At 72.2% G+C, this 23,098-nt stretch carries 12 protein-coding genes; 4 read left to right on the top strand and 8 right to left on the bottom strand.

The window, feature by feature from the left end; all coding sequences use genetic code 11:
• Positions 1-67: 67 nt before the first annotated feature.
• A complete protein-coding gene (gene glgX / locus AOM05_RS13510; protein ID WP_062523187.1) occupies positions 68-2,221 on the top strand; it encodes a glycogen debranching protein GlgX in 2,154 nt (717 codons plus the stop codon).
• A 74-nt stretch (positions 2,222-2,295) separates the two neighbouring features.
• Here glgX and AOM05_RS13505 read toward each other — a convergent pair whose 3' ends face one another.
• The 5 genes from AOM05_RS13505 to AOM05_RS13485 all read right to left on the bottom strand — a co-directional run bounded on the left by AOM05_RS13505 (position 2,296) and on the right by AOM05_RS13485 (position 12,356).
• The gene (locus AOM05_RS13505; protein WP_082097552.1) at positions 2,296-5,901 is read right to left on the bottom strand and encodes a glycosyl hydrolase 53 family protein; all 3,606 of its coding nucleotides are present in this window, start codon (positions 5,899-5,901) and stop codon (positions 2,296-2,298) included.
• A gap of 402 nt (positions 5,902-6,303) precedes the next feature.
• Positions 6,304-7,200, bottom strand: a complete 897-nt coding sequence (locus AOM05_RS13500; protein ID WP_062523109.1) for a sugar ABC transporter permease — start codon at positions 7,198-7,200, stop codon at positions 6,304-6,306.
• A complete protein-coding gene (locus AOM05_RS13495; protein WP_062523107.1) occupies positions 7,200-8,798 on the bottom strand; it encodes an ABC transporter permease subunit in 1,599 nt (532 codons plus the stop codon). The genes AOM05_RS13500 and AOM05_RS13495 overlap by 1 nt, the downstream gene beginning before the upstream one ends.
• Before the next feature lie 98 nt (positions 8,799-8,896).
• A complete protein-coding gene (locus tag AOM05_RS13490) occupies positions 8,897-10,159 on the bottom strand; it encodes a sugar ABC transporter substrate-binding protein (RefSeq protein ID WP_062523105.1) in 1,263 nt (420 codons plus the stop codon).
• A gap of 163 nt (positions 10,160-10,322) precedes the next feature.
• On the bottom strand, positions 10,323-12,356 hold the full coding sequence (locus tag AOM05_RS13485) for a beta-galactosidase (RefSeq protein WP_062523103.1): 2,034 nt from the start codon (positions 12,354-12,356) through the stop codon (positions 10,323-10,325).
• A 325-nt stretch (positions 12,357-12,681) separates the two neighbouring features.
• Between AOM05_RS13485 and AOM05_RS13480 the strand changes: the two genes are divergently transcribed.
• Complete coding sequence (locus AOM05_RS13480) at positions 12,682-14,682, top strand: alpha-1,4-glucan--maltose-1-phosphate maltosyltransferase (RefSeq protein ID WP_062523101.1); 2,001 nt, start codon at positions 12,682-12,684, stop codon at positions 14,680-14,682.
• Between the two features lie 46 nt (positions 14,683-14,728).
• Complete coding sequence (gene glgB / locus AOM05_RS13475) at positions 14,729-16,894, top strand: 1,4-alpha-glucan branching protein GlgB (RefSeq protein ID WP_062523099.1); 2,166 nt, start codon at positions 14,729-14,731, stop codon at positions 16,892-16,894.
• A 119-nt stretch (positions 16,895-17,013) separates the two neighbouring features.
• On the opposite strand, the gene AOM05_RS13470 is transcribed toward glgB, so the two are convergent.
• Genes AOM05_RS13470 through AOM05_RS13460 form a run of 3 tightly spaced genes read right to left on the bottom strand, consistent with a single transcriptional unit; the run spans position 17,014 to position 19,812 of the window.
• Positions 17,014-17,895 carry a tetratricopeptide repeat protein gene (locus AOM05_RS13470; RefSeq protein WP_062523098.1) on the bottom strand — a complete coding sequence of 294 codons (882 nt, stop codon included), beginning with the start codon at positions 17,893-17,895 and terminating at the stop codon, positions 17,014-17,016.
• Positions 17,896-17,917: 22 nt separating this feature from the next.
• Positions 17,918-18,895, bottom strand: a complete 978-nt coding sequence (locus tag AOM05_RS13465; protein ID WP_062523097.1) for a DUF8094 domain-containing protein — start codon at positions 18,893-18,895, stop codon at positions 17,918-17,920.
• Positions 18,892-19,812 carry a hypothetical protein gene (locus tag AOM05_RS13460; RefSeq protein ID WP_156165199.1) on the bottom strand — a complete coding sequence of 307 codons (921 nt, stop codon included), beginning with the start codon at positions 19,810-19,812 and terminating at the stop codon, positions 18,892-18,894. Before AOM05_RS13460 ends, AOM05_RS13465 begins: the two co-directional genes overlap by 4 nt.
• 148 nt (positions 19,813-19,960) lie before the next feature.
• Here AOM05_RS13460 and AOM05_RS13455 point away from each other — a divergent pair, with 148 nt between their 5' ends.
• Complete coding sequence (locus tag AOM05_RS13455) at positions 19,961-23,098, top strand: hypothetical protein (RefSeq protein ID WP_062523093.1); 3,138 nt, start codon at positions 19,961-19,963, stop codon at positions 23,096-23,098.

The raw sequence follows: 23,098 nt of genomic DNA, 5'->3' as shown, positions 1-23,098 counted from the left end.
CGTCCCCACCGCGCCGCCGCGGGAAGAAAATCCTGGTGTTGCCGCGTTGACGGCTCACAATATGGACATGAGCGCCCCTTCCGTCGAGCCGTCGCCCAACGCCCATCGCCTCGGCGTGCACCTGGTGAAGGGCGGCGCCACGGTCGCCGTCTACGCCGCGCACGCCACCGCGATGCACCTGTGCCTGTTCTCCGCGGACGACCGCGCGGAGACCCGGATCCAGCTGCACGGCCCGCACAACGGCATCTGGCACGCCTTCGTCCCCGGGATCGAGGAGGGACAGCGCTACGGCTTCCGCGCCACCGGTCCCTGGCTGCCCAAGCAGGGCCACCGCTACAACCCCGCGAAGCTGCTCCTCGACCCGTACGGTCGCGGGATCGAGGGCCGCCTCACGCCCATGACGGAGCCCGGCGCCCGCGCGCTGCTGAGCTCCCGCGACGCCACCGACTCGGCCCCGCTGATGCCGCGCTCCGTGGTCACGGAGAAGCCGTCCGGCCCGTGGCAGACCCCGCACCCGCGCGTGCCGTGGACGGACACGGTCATCTACGAGACCCACGTCAAGGGCTTCACCAAGACCATGCCGGGCGTGCCCGAGGAGCTGCGCGGCACCTACGCCGGCCTCGCCCACCCCGCCGCGATCGACTACCTCACGTCGCTCGGGGTGACCGCCGTCGAGCTGCTCCCGGTCCACGCGTTCGCGCCCGAGCCTCACCTCGAGCACGGCGGCCTGGACTCGTACTGGGGCTACTCGACGCTCGGCTTCTTCGCGCCGCACGCGGGCTACGCGACGGAGGCGGCCCGCGCCGCCGGCGCGCAGGCCGTCCAGGACGAGTTCTGCGGCATGGTCGACCTTCTGCATCAGGGCGGCCTCGAGGTGATCCTCGACGTGGTCTACAACCACACGTGCGAGGGCTCCGGCGCGGACCGTGTGCTGTCCTGGAAGGGCCTGGACAACCGCGTCTACTACCGCAACCAGGTGCACGCGCCGCAGCACTACGACGACACCACCGGCACCGGCAACACGCTGGACTTCGCGCACCCGCTCGTGTCCAAGATGGCGCTCGACTCGCTGCGCTACTGGGCGACGGAGATGCACGTCGACGGCTTCCGCTTCGACCTCGCGGCCACGCTCGGACGGACCATGCAGGGCTTCTCGAGCGACCACCCGTTCCTGGTGGGCCTCATCACCGACCCCGTGCTCGGCGGCCTCAAGCTCATCGCGGAACCGTGGGACATCGGGCTCGGCGGGTGGCAGGTGGGCAACTTCCCGCAGCCCATGAGCGAGTGGAACGACCGCTTCCGCGACTACACCCGCGCGTTCTGGCTGCAGTGGGGCGCCGCGCAGGCCGGGCAGCGCCACCACCCGACCGCCCCGGAGCTCGCCACGCGCATCGCGGGGTCCTCGGACCTGTTCGGCCACTCGGAGCCCTACGGCATGCGCGGACCGATCGCCTCGGTCAACTTCATCACCGCGCACGACGGCTTCACGGCGCACGACCTCACCGCCTTCAACCAGAAGCACAACGAGGCCAACGGCGAGGACAACCGCGACGGCACGGACAACAACCGTTCCTTCAACCACGGCGTCGAGGGCGACACCGACGACCCGGAGATCCTGCACGCACGCCGGCGCTCGGTGCGCAACATGCTGGGCACCCTGCTCATCTCCGCGGGCACGCCCATGATCCTGGGCGGCGACGAATTCGGTCGCAGCCAGGGCGGCAACAACAACGCCTACTGCCAGGACAACGAGATCTCGTGGTTCGACTGGGAGCACGAGGACTGGCAGGTGGACCTGCGGGAGTCCATCGCGGAGCTCCTCCGGCTGCGACGCGAGAACCGCGTGCTGCGGCCCGGCCGCTTCTACGACGGCGTCGACGAGGACCCCACCGACCGCCTCTACCGCGCGGACTCGGCGTGGTTCCGCCACGACGGCGAGCACGAGGACGAGGACTGGTGGGAGGACCCCGAGACGCGCGTGGTGCAGTTCATGCGGTCGCTGTCCCGGGACGCGGAGGCGGACGCCCTGGTGGTCGTCAACGGCCATAACCACGCGGTCGACGTCCGCATCCCCGAGGACCAGGGCGCGCCGTGGCACCTCGCGTGGGACAGCGCGTGGGACGCCCTAGCCGAGCGCACCGCGGCCGTGGTGGCCCCGGGCGACACGCAGACCATGGAGGCGCTGTCGCTGCGCCTCTACCTCACCGACCCCGCGGCCTGAGCCTCAGCGCCGGGCCGGAAGGCTGATGCGGGAGCGGGTGGGGCGCCTCGCGCCCCACCCGCTCCCGTCCTGACCTAGCGGAGGTTCCGCACGAACCGCGGGTGCGAGATCACCTGGTCCGTGAGGTAGCCCTCCTTCTCCACCGTCACCTTGACGCGGATCCACGACCCGCGGTCGGCGTTCCGCACGGTGTAGGTGGCCTGGGTGGCGCCCGCGATGGGTTTCCCGTTGCGCAGCCACTGGTACGTGTAGCTTTCGGGGGTCGGGTTCCACCCGGCGACCGGCACCGACAGGCGCGAGCCCACGGTCATGCCGCCGGCGATGGTGGGCCGCGCGGGCTTGCCCATCACCTTGGGCACCGCGAGCGGCTCGGAGACCACCCGGGTGTCGAGGCGCCCCTCCTTGACCGCGGTGACCGCGACCTTGAGGTTGGTGCCCCGGTCGATCCCGCGCACCAGGTACGTCGCTCCGGTCTCGCCCGCGATGGGCTTGCCGTTGCGCAGCCACTGGTAGGTGACGGTGGTCGGGGTCGGCTCCCACGTGCCCAGGCGGGCGCGCAGGACGGAGCCGGCCTTGGCCTTGCCCGTGATGGTCGGCGCGGGGGCCGCGTCGAACGGTACCGGCTCGATCTCGAGCGCCGCGAGGGCGTCCTCGACCAGCGCCGCGGCGGCGTCGACGGTCGACTGCCGCGGGTGCTCCGCGCCGAGGACCACGTTCGCCGCCTCGACCGCGAGGTCGAGCGCCGCGAGCGAGTCCGCAGTGTAGCGGGACCGGTCGATCGCCGCCGCCTGGTCGAGCGCGGCCGTGAGCGCGGCCGTGTCCGCCACGGGCACGTCCACCCGTTCGAGCGAGACGTCGTCGAGGTAGCCCCACGCGTCGTGCTGCGTGGTGCCCGCGAACGCGACGGTCAGCACGCCGTCCTCGCCCACGGCGACCTCGGTGCTCGCCGGCACCCACTCGTTCCAGGCGCCGAACGTGAAGCCGGCCGACGCATCGTCCACCGTCGACGTCGCCGTGAGGGCGAGGGTGGCGGAACCGCCGCCCCTGACGCTGCCCGACAGGAGGTAGGTGCCGGCCGCGAGGCCGGTCAGCTCCTGCGTCGCGCTCACGTCGAACGGCGCTCCCGTGCCGTTCCACAGGTTGAGCGAGTACGAGCCGCCCTGGGGGCCGTCGCCGTTCACCCAGAAGGTGCCGACGCCGCTCGCGGGCCACGGGGTCGCCGTGAGGGTCCACGGGGTGACGTCGTCGGCGCCCTTCTCGAAGCCGCCGTTGAGCAGCAGCGCACGCGCCGTGACGGTCACGGTGGCGGTCGCGGTGCGGCCGCTCTCGGTGAGGCCGGTCACCGTGTAGGTGCCGGGCCCGTCGATCCACGCGAGCGAGCCGTTCCACTCCACGGACTCCGTGGTGGTGGTCTCGTCGTACGCCTCGATCGTGACGGTGGCGGGGAGGTCGATCTCCTCGCCCTCGGTGACCGTGAGCGTGACGGGACGCACGGTCGGTTCGGGGATGCTGCCGTCGCCGGGCTCGAGCCCGTCGATCGCGGCGCGCACCGTGGCCGCCGCGGCGTCGGCGGAAGCCTGGCTGGGCTGCTCCGAGCCGAGCACGAACTCGGCGCGGCGCAGCGACTTGTCGACCTGGAACATCGACACCGCCGACCACTCGCCGCGGTCGAGCGCCGCGGCCTCCGCGACCACGTCCTCGAGCGCGGTGAGGTCCGCCTCCTCGACCGGGGTCTCCGCGACCAGCGCGAAGCTGTCGAGCGTGCCCCACGCGCCGTCGGTCACGGTGAGGGTGGCCGAGACGGTCACCGGGTCGCCCGCGTTGACGTGGATGACGTCGGTGACGGGGTGCTGCCACGCGAGGTAGCCCGCGAGCGAGAACTCCTTGTTCACCGTGTTGATGCCCGAGGAGGCGGTGATGTAGGTGCTCTCCCCCGCCACCTTCGCGCGGCCCTGGGCGTACACCGACAGGCGGTAGTCGCCGGCCGGGACGCCGGTGATCTCCTGGATCACGGTGCGGGTGGCACCGGTCGCGGTGTAGAAGTGCGCCGACTTGGTGCCCTCGTACGGGTCATCCGTGCGGGAGAGGTTCGCGGAGCCGGTCCACGGCGCGACGCCGGTCTCGAAGCCGGGGTTGACCACGTAGTTGGTGGAGTCCACCGTCGGGTCGAGCACCGTGAGCGAGGCCGTGACGGCGTCGCCGCCGGCGGTCACGCCGTTGATGGAGTACTGGCCGGCGCCCGTCGCCCACGACTGGTCGAAGGTCCACGTGACAGCGACCTCCTCCGACGTGCCGTCCGTGTACGCGACGGTCACCGTCGCGGGCAGGGTGATGGCGTCGCCGTCGTTGACAGTGAGCGCGGGCGCGGTGATCTGGTCGACCTCACGCGGCGCGACGGTCCCGGTGCGGACGTAGTCCCACACGCGCAGCGACTCGAGGGGGTTGCCCTCGAAGTCGAACATCGCCTGGTTGTCCCAGCCCGAGCCGCCGTAGTTCGCGGCCGCGTCGGCGGAGTACTCGCCTGCGTACGAGGAGGCCCAGCCGGAGCCGAACTCCTCCCACAGCAGCGAGTTCTGCTCGGCCTCGTCGGCGGGGCCCACCGGCAGCCACGCGGGCTCCCAGTAGAAGACGCCCAGGCCGGCCTCGCCCACCTCGGCGACGGCCGCGATGACGTCGCGGACCGCGAGCGCCTGGCCCTGCACGGTCGACGAGTACTGGTCGTAGGCCGTCCTGATGTTGTTGGCGTAGCCGTCGCCGTCCTCGAGCGTGTGCGCCCAGGAGGTCTCCGCGACGATGACGTCCTTGCCGTACGTCTCCGCCACGTTGCTCAGCTGCGTGGTGAGGTTCGCGGGCGTGCCGTGCCAGTACGCGTAGTACGAGCTGGCGAACACGTCGTAGTCGATCTCGTCACCGGTGCCGGTGGTGCCGTCGGGTCCCTCGGCGAGCTGCTCGGCGTAGCCGAGGTAGTTGCCGCGCTCGGGGTTGGTGAAGTGGATCGCGACCTTGGCGTCGGGGACGGTGTCGCGCACCGCCTGCGCGCCGGCGCGGAACAGCGCGGCGGACGCGGGCCAGTTCTCGCCCGACAGCTGCAGGTTGGTGGTCTCGTTGCCGATCTGCACCATGCCGACGTCGACGCCGGCGTCCTCCATGGTCTGCAACGCGTCCGCCGTGAAGTCGTAGAGGGCCTCGGCCTTCTGCTCGGCGGTCATGCCCACCCACGCCTTGGGGACGGGCTGCTGGCCCGGGTGCGCCCAGAAGTCGGAGTAGTGGAAGTCGACGAACACCTTCATACCGGCCGCGGTCGCCCGCTGGCCGATCTCGGTGGCGCGCGCGACGTCCACCGTGCCGCCGCCGTAGCCGCGGCCCTCGGAGTCGTACGGGTCGTTCCACACGCGGATGCGCGCGTAGTTGACGCCGGCCTCGGCCATGACCTCGAACAGGTCGGCCTCCTCGCCCGCGAAGTTCTTGAACGTCACGCCGCTCTCCTCGAGCGACAGCACCGACGAGGCGTCGACGCCGTTCATGAAGTCGTCGGCCAGGTTCTCGACCTGCGGCACCGTGATGCCTGCCTCGATGGGCTCGTCCGCGGCCGCGGCGACGCCCGGCACCGCGACGACGCCGCAGACCGCCATGGCGGTCGCCGCGGTCACGGCGCTGGTGGACCTGAGAGCACTTCTCATGATTCCTTCCCTGTGATCGACCTTGATCCGCCGGCGTGGGCCGGCCTTCCGGACCCGGGGGGTGGGTCCGTGCGGGGGTGATGCTCAGGGGATGCGTCACGGCATCGGGCTCCTCTGCCCGTCCCGCGCGACTCCCCGTCGAATCGGACGGCCTCGCGGCCGCCGCGCACCGGGAGCGGTCGGACCGCACCCTGTGAACGGTCCCAAGTTATCGTCAACATGGGCGCTTCGCGGGCCTCGGCGGGAGATCGTAACCGTACTGTGACCGGTCCCACTTGCGGGGGACGATGCGCGGGTCGGGTGACCGCCGCATCGTCCCGCGGACGGAGGGTACGGACGCACAGGAACGGGGTCCGGGGCGGCCCGCGCCGCCCTGGACCCCGTCCCTGGAAGGAAGGCCGGTCAGCCCTTGACGGAGCCGGCCGTGAGGCCTCCCACGATGTAGCGCTGCAGCGCGAGGAACAGCACCAGCACCGGGATCGCCGCGATGACCGTGCCCGCGGAGAAGATGCCCCAGCGCGCGGTGAGCTGGTCGGACACCCACTGGTACATGCCGACGGCGAGCGTCCAGTTGTCGTTCGAGACCAGCACGATGCGCGCGAGGATGAAGTCGCCGAACGCGGACACGAACGCGAGCAGGCCCACCACCGCGAGCACGGGGCGCACCAGCGGGATGATCATGCCCCAGAAGATCTGCGCATGGCTCGCGCCGTCGATCTTGGCGGCCTCGTCCATCTCCATCGGGATGGAGTTGAAGAAGCCGTACATGAGGAAGGTGTTCGCGCCCAGGGCGGTGCCCAGGTACACGCAGATCAGCGCGATCTTCGAGTCGATGCCGAGCGCGGGCACCACCTCGCCGAGCGAGATGAGCAGCAGGAAGATCGCGACGAACGCGATGGTCTGCGGGAACATCTGCAGGATCAGCAGGCCCGTGAGCGAACCGCGACGGCCCTTGAAGCGGAACCGCGAGAACGCGTAGGCGGCCGCGGCGCCCATGAGCACCGCGCCGATCGCCGCGGCGATGCCGATCACCAGGGTGTTGCCCACCCAGGTCCAGAACAGGGTGTCGTTGAGCGCCTGGTAGTTGGCGAGGCTGAAGGAGCTGAACAGCGTCTCCGTGCCCGACAGGCTGCCGCTCTCGTCGAGCGACGCCGACAGCACGAACACCAGCGGGAACGCGGCGTAGAAGATGATGAGCGCGGCGAAGGGGTACTTCCAGCCGACCTCGCCCCACCACCGCGAACGACGGGTGGGCTTGCGACGGGACGCCTTGCTGGCGGCGGGTGCCTGGGCGGTCATCAGAACTCCTCCAGCTTCTTGGTCTGGCGGAAGGCGATCGCGGAGACGATGCCGACCACCACGAACACCACGATCGAGAGCGCGGCGGCGAGGCCGTAGTCGGCTCTACCTCCGGCGACACCGGAGATCTGATAGATCGCGGTGATGAGGATGTCGGTCGCGCCCAACGGCACGCTCGTATCGTCGAACCGTGGCCCGCCGTTCGTGAGCATGTAGATGATGGTGAAGTTGTTGAAGTTGAACGCGAAGGATGCGATCGCGAGCGGCGCGGTCGACACGAGCAGCAGCGGGAACGTGATCGACCGGAACTGGCGCCACCGTCCCGCGCCGTCGATCTGGGCGGCCTCCATGGTCTCGGAGGACAGCGACTGGAGCGCGCCCGTGCACACCAGGAACCAGTAGGGGAAGCTCAGCCACAGGTTCACGAAGAGGATCGAGAACTTGGCGAGCCAGGGGTCGCCCAGCCAGTTGATGTCGGCCCCGAAGAAGAACCACTTGTTGATGATGCCGAACTCGGGGTTGAGCATGCCTCGCCACAGCAGCGCCGTGAGGAACGCGGGGAACGCGTACGGGAGGATGAACAGCGTGCGCAGCACCTTGCGGCCGCGCACCCGCTCATCGTTGAAGACGAGCGCGAAGAGCAGGCCGAGCAGGAAGCTCGAGGCGACGGTGAGGAACGCGAACGCGAAGGTCCACAGCGTCACGCGGATCAGCGGCTCGCGGTAGTCCGTGTCGGTGACCGCGCGGGTGAAGTTCTCGAAGCCGACGTTGACGTACCAGCCCGCCGGGAGCGTCGAGCCGTCGTCGCCCACGAACGTGCCGTACTCGTTGGCGGAGTACACCACCCCGGAGTCGACATCGGTGAGCGTCTTCGCACCCTCGTCCCACTCGAGCGACGAGCGGTAGACCTTGGCGGTCGAGCCCTCGCGCGTGCGCAGCGAGCCGTCGTCGGCGTTGTCGGAGACCGGGACGCGGAGGTCGGTGACCTGCTGCGCGAGCTCCTGGTCGGACAGCAACGCGCCGCGCTCGACGATCTCCCAGCCGGCGACCTCGGTCGGACGGCCCGTGTCGTCGACCGACCCGCCGACCTCGGCGAGCGGCTGGTCGGCGGTGCCGACCTCGACCACGCCGTCCTCGCTGATCGCGAAGCCCAGCGTGTCACCGTCGCGCACCACGGCGAGCGGGTAGCTCGCGGATCCTTCGACCTCGCGCTCGGACTGGATGAGCGCCGCGTCGACGGCCTGCTCCATGGTGCCCTGGTGGCCGGCGCCGTAGTTGGTGGTCGCGACGTACGCCGTGTACCCCATCGCGAACACCTGGAACACCAGGAGGAAGATGAGCCCTGGGTAGATGTACTTGAGCGGCAGCGCGCGCCGCGAGAAGTACACCCAGTCGGCGGCCACGAGGAACACGACCGAGGCGCCGAGGATGATCCACGCCTGCGCGTTCCAGGCCGCCATGATGCCGGCCACGCCCAACGCGTTGACCACCATCATGAGCAGCAGCTTCACGACGAAGCCCCAGCCCATCCCGGTGAGGCCGCGCGCGAGCGACTCCTTGTTCGGTGCCGGCGCCTGCTCGGCGGTGTCGGTCGACATCTGCTCTCCCGTTCCCATCAGCTCCGCGGATCCTGGCCGGATCCGCCGGTGAGGGGCGGGACGCCTGCGGCGCCCCCGCCCCACCACGGTGGTCTGTCCTAGCCCTCGAGGGACGCGGTCAGGTCGGTGATCATCTTGTTCCAGGTCTTGACCGGGTCAGCACCCTTGATGATCTTCGCCTCGGCGGCGTTCCAGAAGTCCCACACCGAGCCCATCTCGGGGATGGAGGGCATCGGGACGCCCTGCTCGGCCGAGGCCTGGAAGCCCGCGATCGCGTCCGGGAACGGCGCCGACGCGGTGTCGACACCCTCGAACGCGGGGAGGCGCGGGTCAGCGTCGTAGAGCGCCTGCATCGCGTCGGTGGTGGCGATGTAGTTGGTGAGGAACTCGTTCGCGAGGAGCGCGTTCTCGGACTGCGACGACACGTAGAAGCCCTGGACGCCCACGAACGGCGCGGCGGTCTCGCCACCGGCGCTCGGGACGGGGTTCACCGTGAAGTTGACGTCCGCGAAGTCGCCGAGCGCCCAGGGGCCCGCGACGGTGTACGCGCACTTGCCCTTGTTGAAGAGCGTGTTGTTGGTGGCGTAGTCGACGGTGGTCGAGATGTGACCCGCGCCCTTCTCGCCGTTCTCCGAGAGCCAGGTCGCGAAGGCCTCGCCGGCCTCGCCGCCCATGCCCACCTCGGAGGTGTACGAGCCGCCCTCCTGGACGAACACGGGGGCGCCGAAGGAGGTCTGGAACGGGTACATGGTGTAGCCGTCGCCGGTCTCGCCGTTGACGTTGATGCAGAACGCGCGCTCGGCGCCGGACTCCTCGCCCGCGGCGATCATGTCGTCCCACGTGGCGGGGGCCTCGGTGCCGACCAGGTCGGTGTTCTGGATGAGGGCGACGGCCTCGGTGGAGTACGGCAGGCCGTAGACCTGACCGTCGTAGGTCATCGCGTCCACGGCGACCTGCGCGAAGCTCGAGGCGCTCGCGCCCAGGTCGACGGTGTTGACCACGCCGGCCTCGACGAGCGCGCCCAGCCAGTCGTGGGCGCCGATGGTGATGTCCGGGCCCTCGCCGGTGGGGACCTGGGCGAGGAAGTCCGCACGGATGTCCTCGAAGTTCTTCTGGACGAGCTCGACGGTGGCGCCGGTCTCCTCCTCGAAGGTCGCCGCGGCGGCCTCGATGGCGGGCTGGCGGTTCTCGTCCGTCCAGACGGTGAGCGTCAGGCCGGTCGCGTCGATGCCCGACGACGTCTCCGTGGCGGAGGACGAGGGCTCGGCGCTGGTGGTCTCCTCGGTGGTGCCCGACGAGCACGCAGCGAGGAGGGCGACGGAGGTCGCCAGGACGGCGACCTTTCCGATCGTGTTACGCATGGTTGTTCCTTCCAGAGTGGGGCCACATTGCGCGCCTCTGGTGAGATCGCGTCTCTGCGACAGGTTACGTCCGAGTGGGATTCCCGAGGGGGAGCCCACGGTCTTCAGTTGGTGTCTCGTGGTCTGGGCTCGGGACCGGCGCAGCCCGGTCCGTCGCCACGGGTCAGACCTCTTCACCTCCGGACACGTGCGCGGTGCGGATCACGGCGACGCCGCCCCCCGGCACCTCGAACTCGCCATCGGTCCCGGCTCCCGTGAGCAGGTCGGTGCCTGCCACGGAGAGTCGGGCTGCGTCGGCGCCGTGGTTGACGGCGACGACGAAGTCCTCAGCAGCGCCGCGACGCGTGACCACCTCGAGGGTCTCGGGGTTGCCCGAGGCCTCGATGCCTGCGTCGGCGTAGACCGCGTCGAACACGGTCTTGAGCGCATCCACGTCCAGGCGCGTGCCGACGTACCAGCCCACGCCCTTCCCGTGCTCGTTGCGGGTGATCGCGGGCAGCCCCGCGCCCGGGCCGGTCACGTTCTCCGCGACCACCTCGGCGCCCGCGAGCGCGATGTGGTCCTGCCACACGTCGCTCGCGAGGACCTGCTCGCCGCCGCGGGTCCACCGGACGGCCGCCGCGTCACCCTCGCGCAGCGGCAGGAACTCCTCGACCGTGAGGCCAAGCGCGTCGCGCAGGGGCGCCACGAACCCGCCCTCGTGCACGGCGTCGTTCTCGTTCACGATCGCGGAGAAGAAGTTGACGAGCAGGGTGCCGCCGGCCTCGACGTAGCGCGTGAGGTTCGCGGCGGACGATGCGGTGAGCAGGTAGGACGCCGGCGCCACCACGAGCTTGTAGCGGGACAGGTCCTGGCCGGGGTGCGCGAAGTCGACCGTGACGTCGTCGCGCCACAGGCGCTCGTAGAAGGTGCGCATGCGCTCGCGGAACTGGACGTCGTCGGAGGGGCGCCACTCGAGGTCCTGCGCCCACAGCGACTCCCAGTCGTAGAGCACGGCGACCTCGGCCTCGACCACGGAGCCCTGGGCGGGGGCGAGCGCCTCGACGTGACCGCCGAGCTCGACCACCTCGCGCCACAGGCGCGAGCCCGTGCCGGCGTGCGGGAGCATCGCCGAGTGGAACTTCTCCGCGCCGGAGCGGGAGGCGCGCCACTGGAAGAACATGATCGCGTCCGCGCCGCGGCCGAAGTGGCTGAGCGCGTTGCGGCGCATCTCCCCCGGGCGCTTCGCGATGTTGCGGCCCTGCCAGTTCACGGCGGAGGTCGAGTGCTCCATGAGGATCCACGGCTTGCCGCCGGCGACGGAGCGCGTGAGGTCGGCGGACAGCGCCAGCCCGACGTGCGCGTCGGGGTCGGGCGACCACAGGTAGTGGTCGTCGGACACCACGTCGACCAGCTCGGCCCACTTCCACAGGTCCGTGTTCCAGGACTGGTGGGCCATGAAGTTGGTGGTGATGGGCTGCGAGGCGTGCGCGCGGATCGCGTCGCGCTCGATCACGAAGCACTCGCGCAGCTGGTCGTCGGTGAACCGCGCCCAGTCGAGCTTCATCGCCGGGTTGGCGATGGTGGGCGTCGCGGCCGGGGCGACCACGTGCTCCCAGTCGTCGTAGCGCTGGCCCCAGAACGCGGTGCCCCATGCGGCGTTGAGGCCCTCGAGGGTGCTGTAGCGCGACTGCAGCCAGCGGCGCCACGAGGCGACGGCGCGCGGGCCGAAGTCCTCGGCCACGGGCACGCCGTACTCGTTGTGGACGTGCCACATCACCACGGCGGGGTGCGAGCCGTAGCGCTGCGCGAGCTCGCCCGCCATGCGCGCGATCGCCTCGCGGTACTCCGGCGCGGCGTGCGACGCCATGCCGCGCGAGCCGAAGCCCATCACGGTGCCGTTCTTGTCGGTCACCCGCGCCTCGGGGTACTGGTGGAAGAACCAGGCGGGGGGCGACACCGACGGGGTGCCGAGGTCGGCTGCGATGCCGTTCGCGTGGAGCAGGTCGAGCAGCTCGTCCATCCACGCGAAGTCGTAGAGGCCCTCCTTGGGCTCGAGCATCGCCCAGGAGAAGATGCCGACGGAGACGAGGTTGACGCCCGCCTCGCGCATGAGACGCACGTCCTCGTCCCACGTCTCGCGAGGCCACTGCTCGGGGTTGTAGTCGCCTCCGTAGGCGAGACCCTCGACGCGGGGCCAGCTCGCTGCTGCCGTCATGACACTCCTCCGGCCCCCGGAGGAGCCTTGCAAAACTGCGGCGGACCACACTGGCCGCCCGTACTGGGACCGTTCACAGTTTTACCCCGTCCAGGGGCGCCTCAGCAAATCGACCCGCGCAACGTTACCTGTTCGGTATACGTCGTTATCGAACTGTGACCGCGCACAACCTCCTATGGATGCAAGCGGTTACATCGACCGCGAGACACACCATACATCGTCTCTCCCGGGACGCAAGCACCGACCGGTCCCGCACCCGTCCCACGCACGGCGCGCGGCGTCCGGCCTGGTGCACAACACCCCGCTTTACGAGTAGGTTCGGGACATGGCCCGCTCCCCTGAGACGTCCATCGGTCGCATCCCCATCGTGGGGGTCGAGCCTTCGCTCGAGGAGGGCCGGTGGCCCGCGCGCGCGGTGGTGGGCGAGGCTGTGCCGATCACGGCGACGATCTTCCGCGAGGGCCACGACGCCGAAGGCGCCACCGTGGTCATCACGCGGCCCGACGGGCGGCACGAGCGCCTCCCCATGCCGCTCGACGACTGGGGCAACAGCCGCTACCGCGCCGCGTTCATCCCGCGCCACGAGGGCCTCCACCAGTTCCGCGTCGAGGCCTGGTCGAACCCGTTCGCGACCTGGCTGCACGCGGCCGAGGTCAAGATCCACGCGGGCGTCGACGTGCAGCTCATGCTCGACGAGGGCGTCGCGATCCTCACGCGCGCGCTCACCGAGGTGCGGCACACGCCGGCCCGCAAGGCGCTCCTCGAGTCCGCCAGGGCCTCCCTCCAGGACGGGGCCCTGGCCCCGGAGGCCCGCCTCGCCCCCGCATCGTCCCCCGAGCTCAAGGCCGCCCTCACCGCGGCGCCGCTGCGCGACGACGTCACCGCGTCCCGCGAGTACCCGCTGCTGATCCAGCGCGAGAAGGCGCTGGTCTCCGCCTGGTACGAGATCTTCCCGCGGTCCGAGGGCGCGCGCTTCTCCAAGCGCACCGGCGAGTGGCACTCGGGCACGTTCGCGACCGCGGCCAAGCGCCTGCCGGGGATCGCGGACATGGGCTTCGACGTGGTCTACCTCACGCCGATCCACCCGATCGGCGTCACGCACCGCAAGGGCCGCAACAACTCCCTCAAGGCGGAGCCGGGCGACCCCGGCAGCCCGTACGCGATCGGCGCGGCGGAGGGCGGGCACGACGCGATCCACCCGGAGCTGGGGACGATGCGCTCGTTCCGGGCCTTCGTCAAGGCGGCACGGGGCCTGGGGATGGAGGTGGCGCTCGACGTCGCGCTCCAGTGCTCCCCCGACCACCCGTGGGTGACCGAGCACCCCGAGTGGTTCACGCAGCGCCTCGACGGCACCATCGCGTACGCGGAGAACCCGCCGAAGAAGTACCAGGACATCTACCCGCTGAACTTCGACAACGACCCCGAGGGCATCTACCACGCGATCCGCGACATGCTCCAGGTGTGGATCGACGCGGGGGTCACCCTGTTCCGCGTCGACAACCCGCACACCAAGCCGCTCACCTTCTGGGAGCGGCTGCTGCGGGACATCGCGGAGCGCCACCCGGACGTGATCTTCCTGTCGGAGGCGTTCACGCGTCCCGCGATGATGCACACGCTCGCCAAGATCGGCTTCCACCAGAGCTACACGTACTTCACCTGGCGTCAGAACGCCGAGGAGATGGGCGAGTACCTCGAGGAGGTCTCGGGCGACTCGTCGTTCTACATGCGCCCCAACTTCTGGCCCACCACGCACGACATCCTCACGCCCGACATGCAGCACGGCGGCCCCGCGCTGTACCGGATGCGCGCGGCGCTGGCCGCGACCGGATCGCCCTCGTACGGCATCTACACGGGCTACGAGTTCGTGGAGAACGTGCCGCGTCCCGGCGTCGAGGAGCAGATCGACAACGAGAAGTACGAGTTCAAGGCGCGCGACTGGGCGGACGCGGACCGCTACGGCATCGCGAGCCTGCTCACCACGCTCAACGCGGCGCGGGCCAAGCACCCGGCGCTGCGTCGCCTGCGCGGGCTGCGGGTCCACCCCACCACCAACCCCGAGCTGCTGTGCTTCTCGCGCCACGTCCCGGCCGCGGAGTCGCCCACGGGCAAGGCGGACACGGTGATCGTGGTCGCGAGCTTCGACCCCCACCACGTCCAGTCGGGCGTGGTGACGCTCGACCTGCCGGCGATCGGGCTCGGGGACGACGCGCGCCTGCTGGTCGACGACGTCGTGGGCGGCGCGACCTACACCTGGGGCCGCGACTTCTACGTCCGGCTCGACCCCGCCGTCTCGCTGATCCACGTCGCCGTGGTGAGGCCGTCATGACGTCCACCGTCGCCCACCGCCAGGCTCACCTCGAGGGAAGGTCCTGATGCCCCGCCGATTCGATCCCGCCGTGCTCGCCGACATCGCGCGAGGCACGCACCACGATCCCCACGCCGTGCTGGGCCCGCACCCCGAGGACGGGGTGGTGGTGATCCGCGCGCTGCGCCCGCTCGCCGACGCCGTCGAGTTCGAGACGCTCGAGGGGCGGTTCCCGGCGGAGCACACCCATCACGGCGTGTGGCTCGCGGAGATCCCCGGCACCGCGATCCCCGACTACCGCGTCCACGCCACCTACGGCGACTCCACCACGGTCACCGACGACCCCTACCGGTTCCTGCCGCTGCTGGGCGAGCTGGACCTCCACCTCATCCGCGAGGGACGCCACGAGCGCCTGTGGACCGTGCTGGGCGCGAACGTCAAGCGCCTCGACTCGGTCCTGGGCGACGTGGTGGGCACCGACTTCGCCGTGTGGGCGCCGAACGCCCGCGCCGTGCGCGTGGTGGGCGACTTCAACCACTGGCAGGGCGCCGCCCACGCGATGCGCACGCTGGGCGCCTCGGGCATCTGGGAGCTGTTCATCCCCGGCGTCGCGGCCGGCACCGCCTACAAGTTCGAGATCCTCGACAAGAACGGCCACTGGCGCCAGAAGGCCGACCCGATGGCGCGCCGCACGGAGCTGCCGCCCGCGACCGCCTCCGTGGTCGAGGAGTCGTCCTACGACTGGGGTGACGGCGACTGGCTGGCGACCCGCGCATCGTCCCAGCCTCATCGCAGCGCGATGAGCGTCTACGAGGTCCACCTGGGCTCGTGGCGCCAGGGGCTCGGGTACGTCGAGCTCGCGCAGCAGCTCACCGCGTACGTGACCGACCTGGGCTTCACGCACGTCGAGTTCCTGCCGGTGATGGAGCACCCGTTCGGCGGGTCCTGGGGCTACCAGGTGTCGGGCTACTACGCCCCGACCTCGCGGTTCGGCTCCCCCGACGAGCTCCGCTACCTCATCGACACCCTCCACCAGGCGGGGATCGGCGTGCTGCTCGACTGGGTGCCGGGCCACTTCCCCAAGGACGAGTGGGCGCTGGGACGCTTCGACGGCACCCCGCTGTACGAGCACCCGGACCCGCTGCGCGGCGAGCAGCCCGACTGGGGCACGTTCATCTTCGACTTCGGCCGCTCCGAGGTGCGCAACTTCCTGGTCGCGAACGCCGTCTACTGGCTGCAGGAGTTCCACGCCGACGGCCTCCGGGTCGACGCGGTCGCCTCCATGCTCTACCTCGACTACTCGCGCGAGGCGGGCCAGTGGCGCCCCAACGTCCACGGCGGCCGCGAGAACCTCGACGCGATCGCGTTCCTCCAGGAGGCCAACGCGACGGCCTACCGCAACGCGCCCGGGATCGTGATGATCGCCGAGGAGTCCACCGCGTGGCCGGGCGTCACCGCGCCCACCAGCGCGGGCGGCCTGGGCTTCGGGCTCAAGTGGAACATGGGCTGGATGAACGACACGCTGCGCTACATGGGCGAGGAGCCCGTGCACCGCTCGTACCACCACCACACGGTGACGTTCTCCCTGATGTACGCGTTCTCCGAGCACTACATGCTGCCGCTGTCGCACGACGAGGTGGTGCACGGCAAGGGCTCGCTGGTGGACCGCTTCCCCGGCGACCACTGGCAGAAGATGGCGCAGCTGCGCGCCCTGCTCGCGTACCAGTGGACGCACCCGGGCAAGACGCTGCTGTTCATGGGCTGCGAGTTCGGGCAGTACGCCGAATGGTCGGAGGGCCGCTCGCTCGACTGGTGGCACCTCGAGGACCGCCTGCACGACGGCGTGCGCCGCATGCTCGGCGACCTCAACCGGCTCTACCGTGAGACGCCGCCGCTGTTCGAGCGCGACTCCGATCCGGCCGGCTTCCGCTGGATCGACGCCGACGACACGCGTCGCAACACGCTCGCCTTCCTGCGGATGGACGATGCGGGGCATCCGGTCGCGGTGGTGGTGAACTTCGCGGGGGTCCCGCACGAGCGGTACCAGCTGCCGCTGCCCGAGGCGGGCGGTTGGGACGAGGTGTTCAACACCGACTCCGAGGTGTACGGCGGCTCCGGCGTGGGCAACCTGGGCCACGTGGTCGCGGCCCCGCGCGCGATGCACGGCTTCCCTGCGGTCGCGGAGATCCGCGTGCCGCCCATGGGAGCGGTGATCCTGCGGCCGTCCGCCTAGCGCTCTCCAGTTCGCTGCGCACGGTCTCAGGCGCGACACGCGGGCGATCTCCCCTTCCACAGGGGTGATCGCCCGCGTGTCGGCTGGCCTACCGTGCTGAGCGAACCGCGGCGGGGGCGTCAGTAGAGCGCCGAGGCGAGCGCCTGACGGGTGCGCAGCACGCGCGGATCCGCCGGATCCACCACCTCGAGCAGCTCGAGCAGGCGGGCGCGCACGCGATCGCGGTCGTCGCCCGCGGTCGCCCTCACCAGCTCGACCAGGCGCCCGAACGCATCCTCGAGCTGGCCGCCCAGCACGTCCATGTCCGCCACCGCGAGCTGCGCGTCGACGTCCTCGGGCGCGTCGGCTGCCGCGCGGCGCACCGCCGCCAGGTCCGCGGTGCGCGAGCGGTTCATCAGCCGCACCTGCGCGCGACCGGCGCGCGCCTCGTGGTCCTTGGGGTTCTCGCGCAGCGCCTGGTCGAACGCCGCCTCGGCGGCGTCGAGGTCGCCGCGGTCGATCGCGACGTGCGCCTCCTGGTGCAGCGGCGGCAGCGGCGGCTCGGACGGCTCCGGAGCGGCGTCGCCGGCGGGCCCGAGCCCCTCGGCTGCGCCCATCTGCCGCGCGGCCTCGACCACCTGGCCCATCACCTCGACCATCTGCTCGCGCGTCGCGGCGCCCTGGAACAGCGGCGCGGGACGGCCGCCGATCAGCGCCACGGCGGCGGGCACCGCGCGGATCTGGAACGCCTGCGCGATCGCGGGCTGGGCGTCCACGTCGCACGCCGCGGCGCCCACGCCGGCGGAGGCCGCGACCTCCTCGAGCGTGCGCGCCATCTCCTCGCTCTGCGGCGACGCCGCGGAGATGAAGGCGATCACCACGGGACGCTGCAGCGACTGCTGCGCGAGCTCCTGGAAGGCGGCCTCGTCGATGGTCGCGATCCCCGAGTCGGCGCGGCGCGACCGCGCCGCGAGCGCCCCGAGGTCGACGGCGCCGCGCAGGGCGGCAGGGGTGTCCGTCATGAGTCTCCTCGTCCGGTCGGGGCTACTGCGCCGCGACCTTGATCAGGTGGTGGTCGGCCGCGACGACGGCGGGCTTGCCCTGACCGTCCGCGGGCACATGGAAGACCACCAGGTCACGGTACGTGTGGGTGACGCGGTCCTTGAGCTTGCCCTTGACCAGCGCCTTGTCCGCGTCGGAGATCGACACGGTGGCGCCGCCCTTGACGCGCAGCGAGGACGTCACCACGAGCGGCGCGAACACGAGCGCCCCGCCGTCGGCGGTCGCCATCGCGAACGTCTCGTCGACGCGCGCCTGCACGGTGTCGACGTAGCTGCCGTCGCCCTTCTTGGCCGCGGCGGTCAGCACCTTGCGGGCGGCGAACAGCCGCGCCCGGTACGTGTCGGCCGCGAACTCGTCGGCGAACTCGCTCTTGGGACCCTGACGCAGCAGTTTGACGTAGTCCCGCACCACCTTCCGGGGCGTCGGGTCCACGGCGTCGGAGTCGAGCGGCAGCTGGTTCGAGCCGACCGCCGGCCCAGGCATCGCGGGCAGCGTGGCGCCGGGCACCATGTGCGCCCAGTCGATCAGCGCGTAGTCCGCGTCGATGTCCGTCTGCTCCCACAGGAGCACCAGCGGCGTCGCGTCCTCGGGCGCCTCGGTCACGCCCACCATGATGCGCGGGAACACGCCCTCGGCGCTGACGTACACCGCCTGCTGCGCCTCGGGGATCTTCTCCACCGCGGACTTGTCGCCCGCCGCGGCGAGCTCGTACTGGACGCCGCGCACGGTGACGGCGGCGCCCTGCACGCGCTCCCCCAGCAGCTCGGGGTCCTTGGCCTTGTCGGCCGCCTGGAGCTCCGCGAACGTCGCGGGCACGATCCTGTCGATCTGCGTCTGCGTGATCGCCGAGCTCTCCTGCGCGGCGGGCGCCGCCACGGGCTCGGGGACCGCCGGCGTGCAGCCGGCGAGCAGAGCGATCCCGGCGAGCGCGGCGCCGGCGACTGCCGCCTGCCTTCTCATGCTCGCTCCTCTCGCTCGTCGGTGGGGCCGGCCGGCGCATCGTCCCCCTGGACCGGGAGCTCGCCGGTGGCCGGGTCGATCTCGCCGTCCACGATCGGGATGCCGCCGGAGGCGGTCATCGCCTCGCGTCGCTCGCGGCGGCCGCCCGGGGAGGCGGGCGCGGCGGGCTTGCGGCCGGCGACAGCGGTCTCGACCTTCGAGCCGGCGCCGCGGTGGTCCACCAGCAGCGACACGAGCGCGATCAGGCCCACGACGGCGAGCACGCCGCCCCACCACTTGAGCGGGGTGACCCAGCCGTCGTTGACCACGCGGTCGATCTTCATCGCCACGCCGGTGAGCGGGGCGCCGTCGGCGGACTCCGCGACGATCGTCAGGCCCACGGGCAGCGAGTCGGCCTCGAGGGTGAGGGTGCCGTCGCCCTCCCACGAGTCGCGCCAGATGTCGGCGATCTCGGGGGTGGACGATGCGGCGGCATCGGGCGTCGCGGACGCGGACGGCGTCGCGGACGCGGCGGCCGCGGGGCTGGCGTCCGCGGTCGGCTCGCCGCTCGCGTCGGCGGACGATGCGGGGGTCGCCGAGGCGGTCGGCTCCGGCGAGGCGGTGGCCTCGACGGCCTCGGTGGACAGGTCGTCCCAGGTGGGGACGCCCGTGAGGCGGGTGGCGTCGCGGGAGGCGGCCCACTCCTCGGCGTCGGCGGTGCGGCCGGCGTAGGCGACGATCTCGCCGTCGCCCTCGATGGTGAGGGTGCCGCCGGGGGCCATGGCCACCATCTCGGGGCCGATGATCAGCACGGGGGTGTCGACGGCGGCGCTCGGGGTCCCGAAGGCCGCCGGACGCATGGCGTCGGCGATCAGGCCTCCGATAAGAAGGAGCAGCCCGAGCGCCCCCGCGATGAGCGCGGTGGTGCGCAAAGTCACGTGATTCTCCGTTCGTCTCGCTGTTCACTCTACGAGACATGCCCCGAACGCCGCTCCCGGCGACTTTGTTCCGCGCCCCGCACGGGCACTACCCTGAGGGTCGAATGCCACACCCGCGGCGCCCCCCGCCGCGGCACCGAGGAGAGTCATGGCCGAAGAGAACCTGCCGTTCCCGCTTGCGATGCGCGGCTATGACCGCGAGGCCGTGGCCGCCCACATCGCCCGCCTCGAGGACGCCGTGCGCGAGCAGAGCGCCGCCGTCGAGCAGGCGCGACGCGAGGCCCAGCAGACCCGCTCCTCGCTCGACGAGGCGCAGAAGTCGCTGCGCGAGGCCGAGCAGCCCACCTACAAGGGGCTGGGCGCGCGCGTCGAGCAGCTGCTGCGGTCCGCGGAGGAGCAGTCGTCCGACGTGATCGCGCGGGCGAACACGCACGCGCAGGACACGGTGGCCCGCGCGAACGTCGCCGCGCAGCAGCTGCGCGCACGTGCGGACAACGAGGTCGCGGAGATCCTCGCCCAGAGCCGCCGCGAGGCCGACGAGATCAAGACCCAGGCCGAGCACACCGCCGCCGGGCTGCGCGAGGCCGCCGAGCGGCAGGCGGGCGAGGCGCTCGAGCGCGCGCAGCGCGACGCCGAGCGCGTCCGCTCCTCCGCCGAGGCCGAGGCCGCCGAGGCGCGCGCCACCGGCGAGCGCGAGGCGCACACGCTGCGCGCGAGCGTCGAGCGCGAGGCCACCGAGCTGCGCGTCACCAGCCAGCGCGAGGCCGCCGACCTGGTCGACGCGGCGCGCGCGGACTCCGAGCAGAAGCTCGCGCACGCGCACCAGGAGTCGAGCCGCCTGCGCGACGAGGCCGCATCCTTCCTCGCCGCCTCGCACGCCGAGGCGGACGAGCTCACCGAGGCCACCCGCGTCGAGACCGAGCGGCTCAAGGCGGACGCCGCGCGGACCGTCGGCGAGGCGCGCGAGGAGGCCGCCGCGACCCGCAAGGCCGCCGAGGCCGCCGCCGGGCACTCGATCGCGGAGGCCGAGCGCGAGGCCGCGAACCTGCGCGCCATCGCCGAGGCCGAGGCCTCGGACATGCGCATCTCCGCCGAGAGCGACGCCGCGACCATGCGCAACGACGCGGCCGCCGCGCTCGCCGAGGCCGCCGAGGAGGCGCAGGAGGCGCGCGACGCCGCCGAGCACGACGCCGCGGAGGCGCGCCGGATCGCTGCCGAGGAGGCCGCCCAGCTCCGCGCGCTCGCCGAGCGCGAGACCGGCCAGCAGCGCCGCGAGGCCGACGCGTACGTCGCGGACGTGCGCCACACCGCGGAGCAGGACGTCGCCCAGCTGCGCCACGCCGCGGAGCAGGACGTCGCCGAGAAGCGCGCCGTCGCGGCGCGCGAGACCGCCGCGCTGCGCACCGCCGCCCAGGCCGAGGCCATCGAGGCGCGCGACAGCGCGGACGCGTACGCCGCGGAGCTCCGTCAGGAGACCGAGGCGTGGGTCGCGCACCTGCGTCAGGAGACCGAGGCGTGGTCGGGCGCGGAGCGCCGCGACGCCGAGGCGTTCGCCGCGACGCTGCGCAAGGAGACCGAGGCGTGGGCGACGGCCGAGCGCCGCGACACCGACGCGACCGTCACCGCGCTGCGCGAGGCCACCGAGGCGTGGGCCGCGACCGAGCGCCGCGAGGTCGAGGCCTACGCCATCGCGCACCGCGAGGAGGCCGAGGCGTGGGCCGCGGACCTGCGCCGCGAGGCGGAGGCCTACGCGGCGACGCAGCGCGAGGACGCGGACAGCTACGCCGGCGCGCTGCGCAAGCGCGTCGAGGGCGAGGTCGCCGCGCTGCGCGAGGACGCCGACACCTACGCGACCACGCTGCGCAAGCAGGTCGAGGCCGAGGTGGCCGCCCTGCGCGACGAGACCGAGGCGTGGACCGCGGACGAGCGTCGCACCGCCGCTGCCGAGGTGGCCGCCCTTCGCGCCGCCACGGCGGCGTGGGACGCCGAGCAGCGCGAGGCGACCGACGAGGAGCTGGCCGCGCTGCGCCGCGAGCACGACGAGCTGGTCGCCGCCCAGCGCCAGGACGCCGACGCCTACGACGCGGACACGCGCCGCGAGGCCGACGGCTACTCGGGCGAGACCCGCCGTGTCGCGGACGCGTACGCGACCAAGGAGCGCCAGACCGCCGAGGCCTACGCCGCCGAGCAGCACCGCGCCGCGGACGCCTATGCGGCCCAGCAGCGCCGCGACGCGGACGCCTACGCCGCGCAGCAGCGTCGCGACGCGGACTCCTACGCGACCCAGGTGCGCGAGGCCGCCGACCAGGAGGTCGCCGACGTGCGCGACGAGGTCGACGCCGAGATCGCCGAGCAGCGGCAGGCGGGCCAGGCCGCGGCCGAGTCCGTCCAGGCGGAGGCCGAGGCGCTGCTCAAGGACGCGCGCCGGCAGGCGGGCGAGCTCCGCCGCTCCTCCGAGGAGGAGGCGACCGCGGTGCGCGGCGCCGCCACCACCGAGGCCCTGCAGATGCGCCAGGCCGCCGAGTCCGAGACCGCGGACCTGCGCGCCACCGTCAACGCCGAGCTCGCCGAGCTGCGCTCCACCGCGGACGCCGAGGCCGCCCGCCTCACCCGCGAGGCGGAGTCCGCCCTGGCGCGCGCCCAGCAGCAGGCGTCCGACCTGCGGGCGTCCACCGACCGCGACTCGAAGGACGCCCTCGCGAACGCGAAGGCCGAGGCGAAGCGCCTGATGGAGACCGCGACGGTCGAGTCGACGCGCATGCGCGAGGAGGCCCAGGCCGAGGCCGAGGCCGCCCACGAGGACGCGCGCCGCACCCGCGAGGACCTCGAGCTCGACGTGGTGACCAAGCGCGAGCAGGCGGAGCGCGAGCTCACCCGCCGCCACGAGGAGGCGACCGCGGAGACCGCCGCGATGGTGGACGACGCGAAGCGCCGCACCGCCGAGGCGGAGGACCGCCTGAGCGCGACCCTCGAGCGCGCGGAGTCCGTGCGCCGCGAGGCGGAGGTCCACTCGCAGACGCTGCTCACCAACGCGCGCAACAACGCCGACGAGATCGTCTCCGAGGCGCGCGAGCACGCCGAGGCGATCATCTCCGAGGCCGTGAGCGACGCCGAGCGCGAGCGCACCATGGCCGCGCGCGAGGTCGACGAGCTCAACCGCCAGCGCGAGTCCATCACCACCTACCTCGACGACCTCCGCGGCCTGCTGTCCTCCGATCCGGTGGGCAACCTCGCCCGCGCGAGCCGCCTCCAGGCGGAGCACGAGGCCGAGCGTAGCGAGGCCTGA

Source organism: Demequina silvatica, from assembly GCF_000971215.1.
Taxonomy (GTDB): Bacteria; Actinomycetota; Actinomycetes; order Actinomycetales; family Demequinaceae; genus Demequina; species Demequina silvatica.
This window is presented reverse-complemented; position numbering and strand designations above follow the sequence as displayed.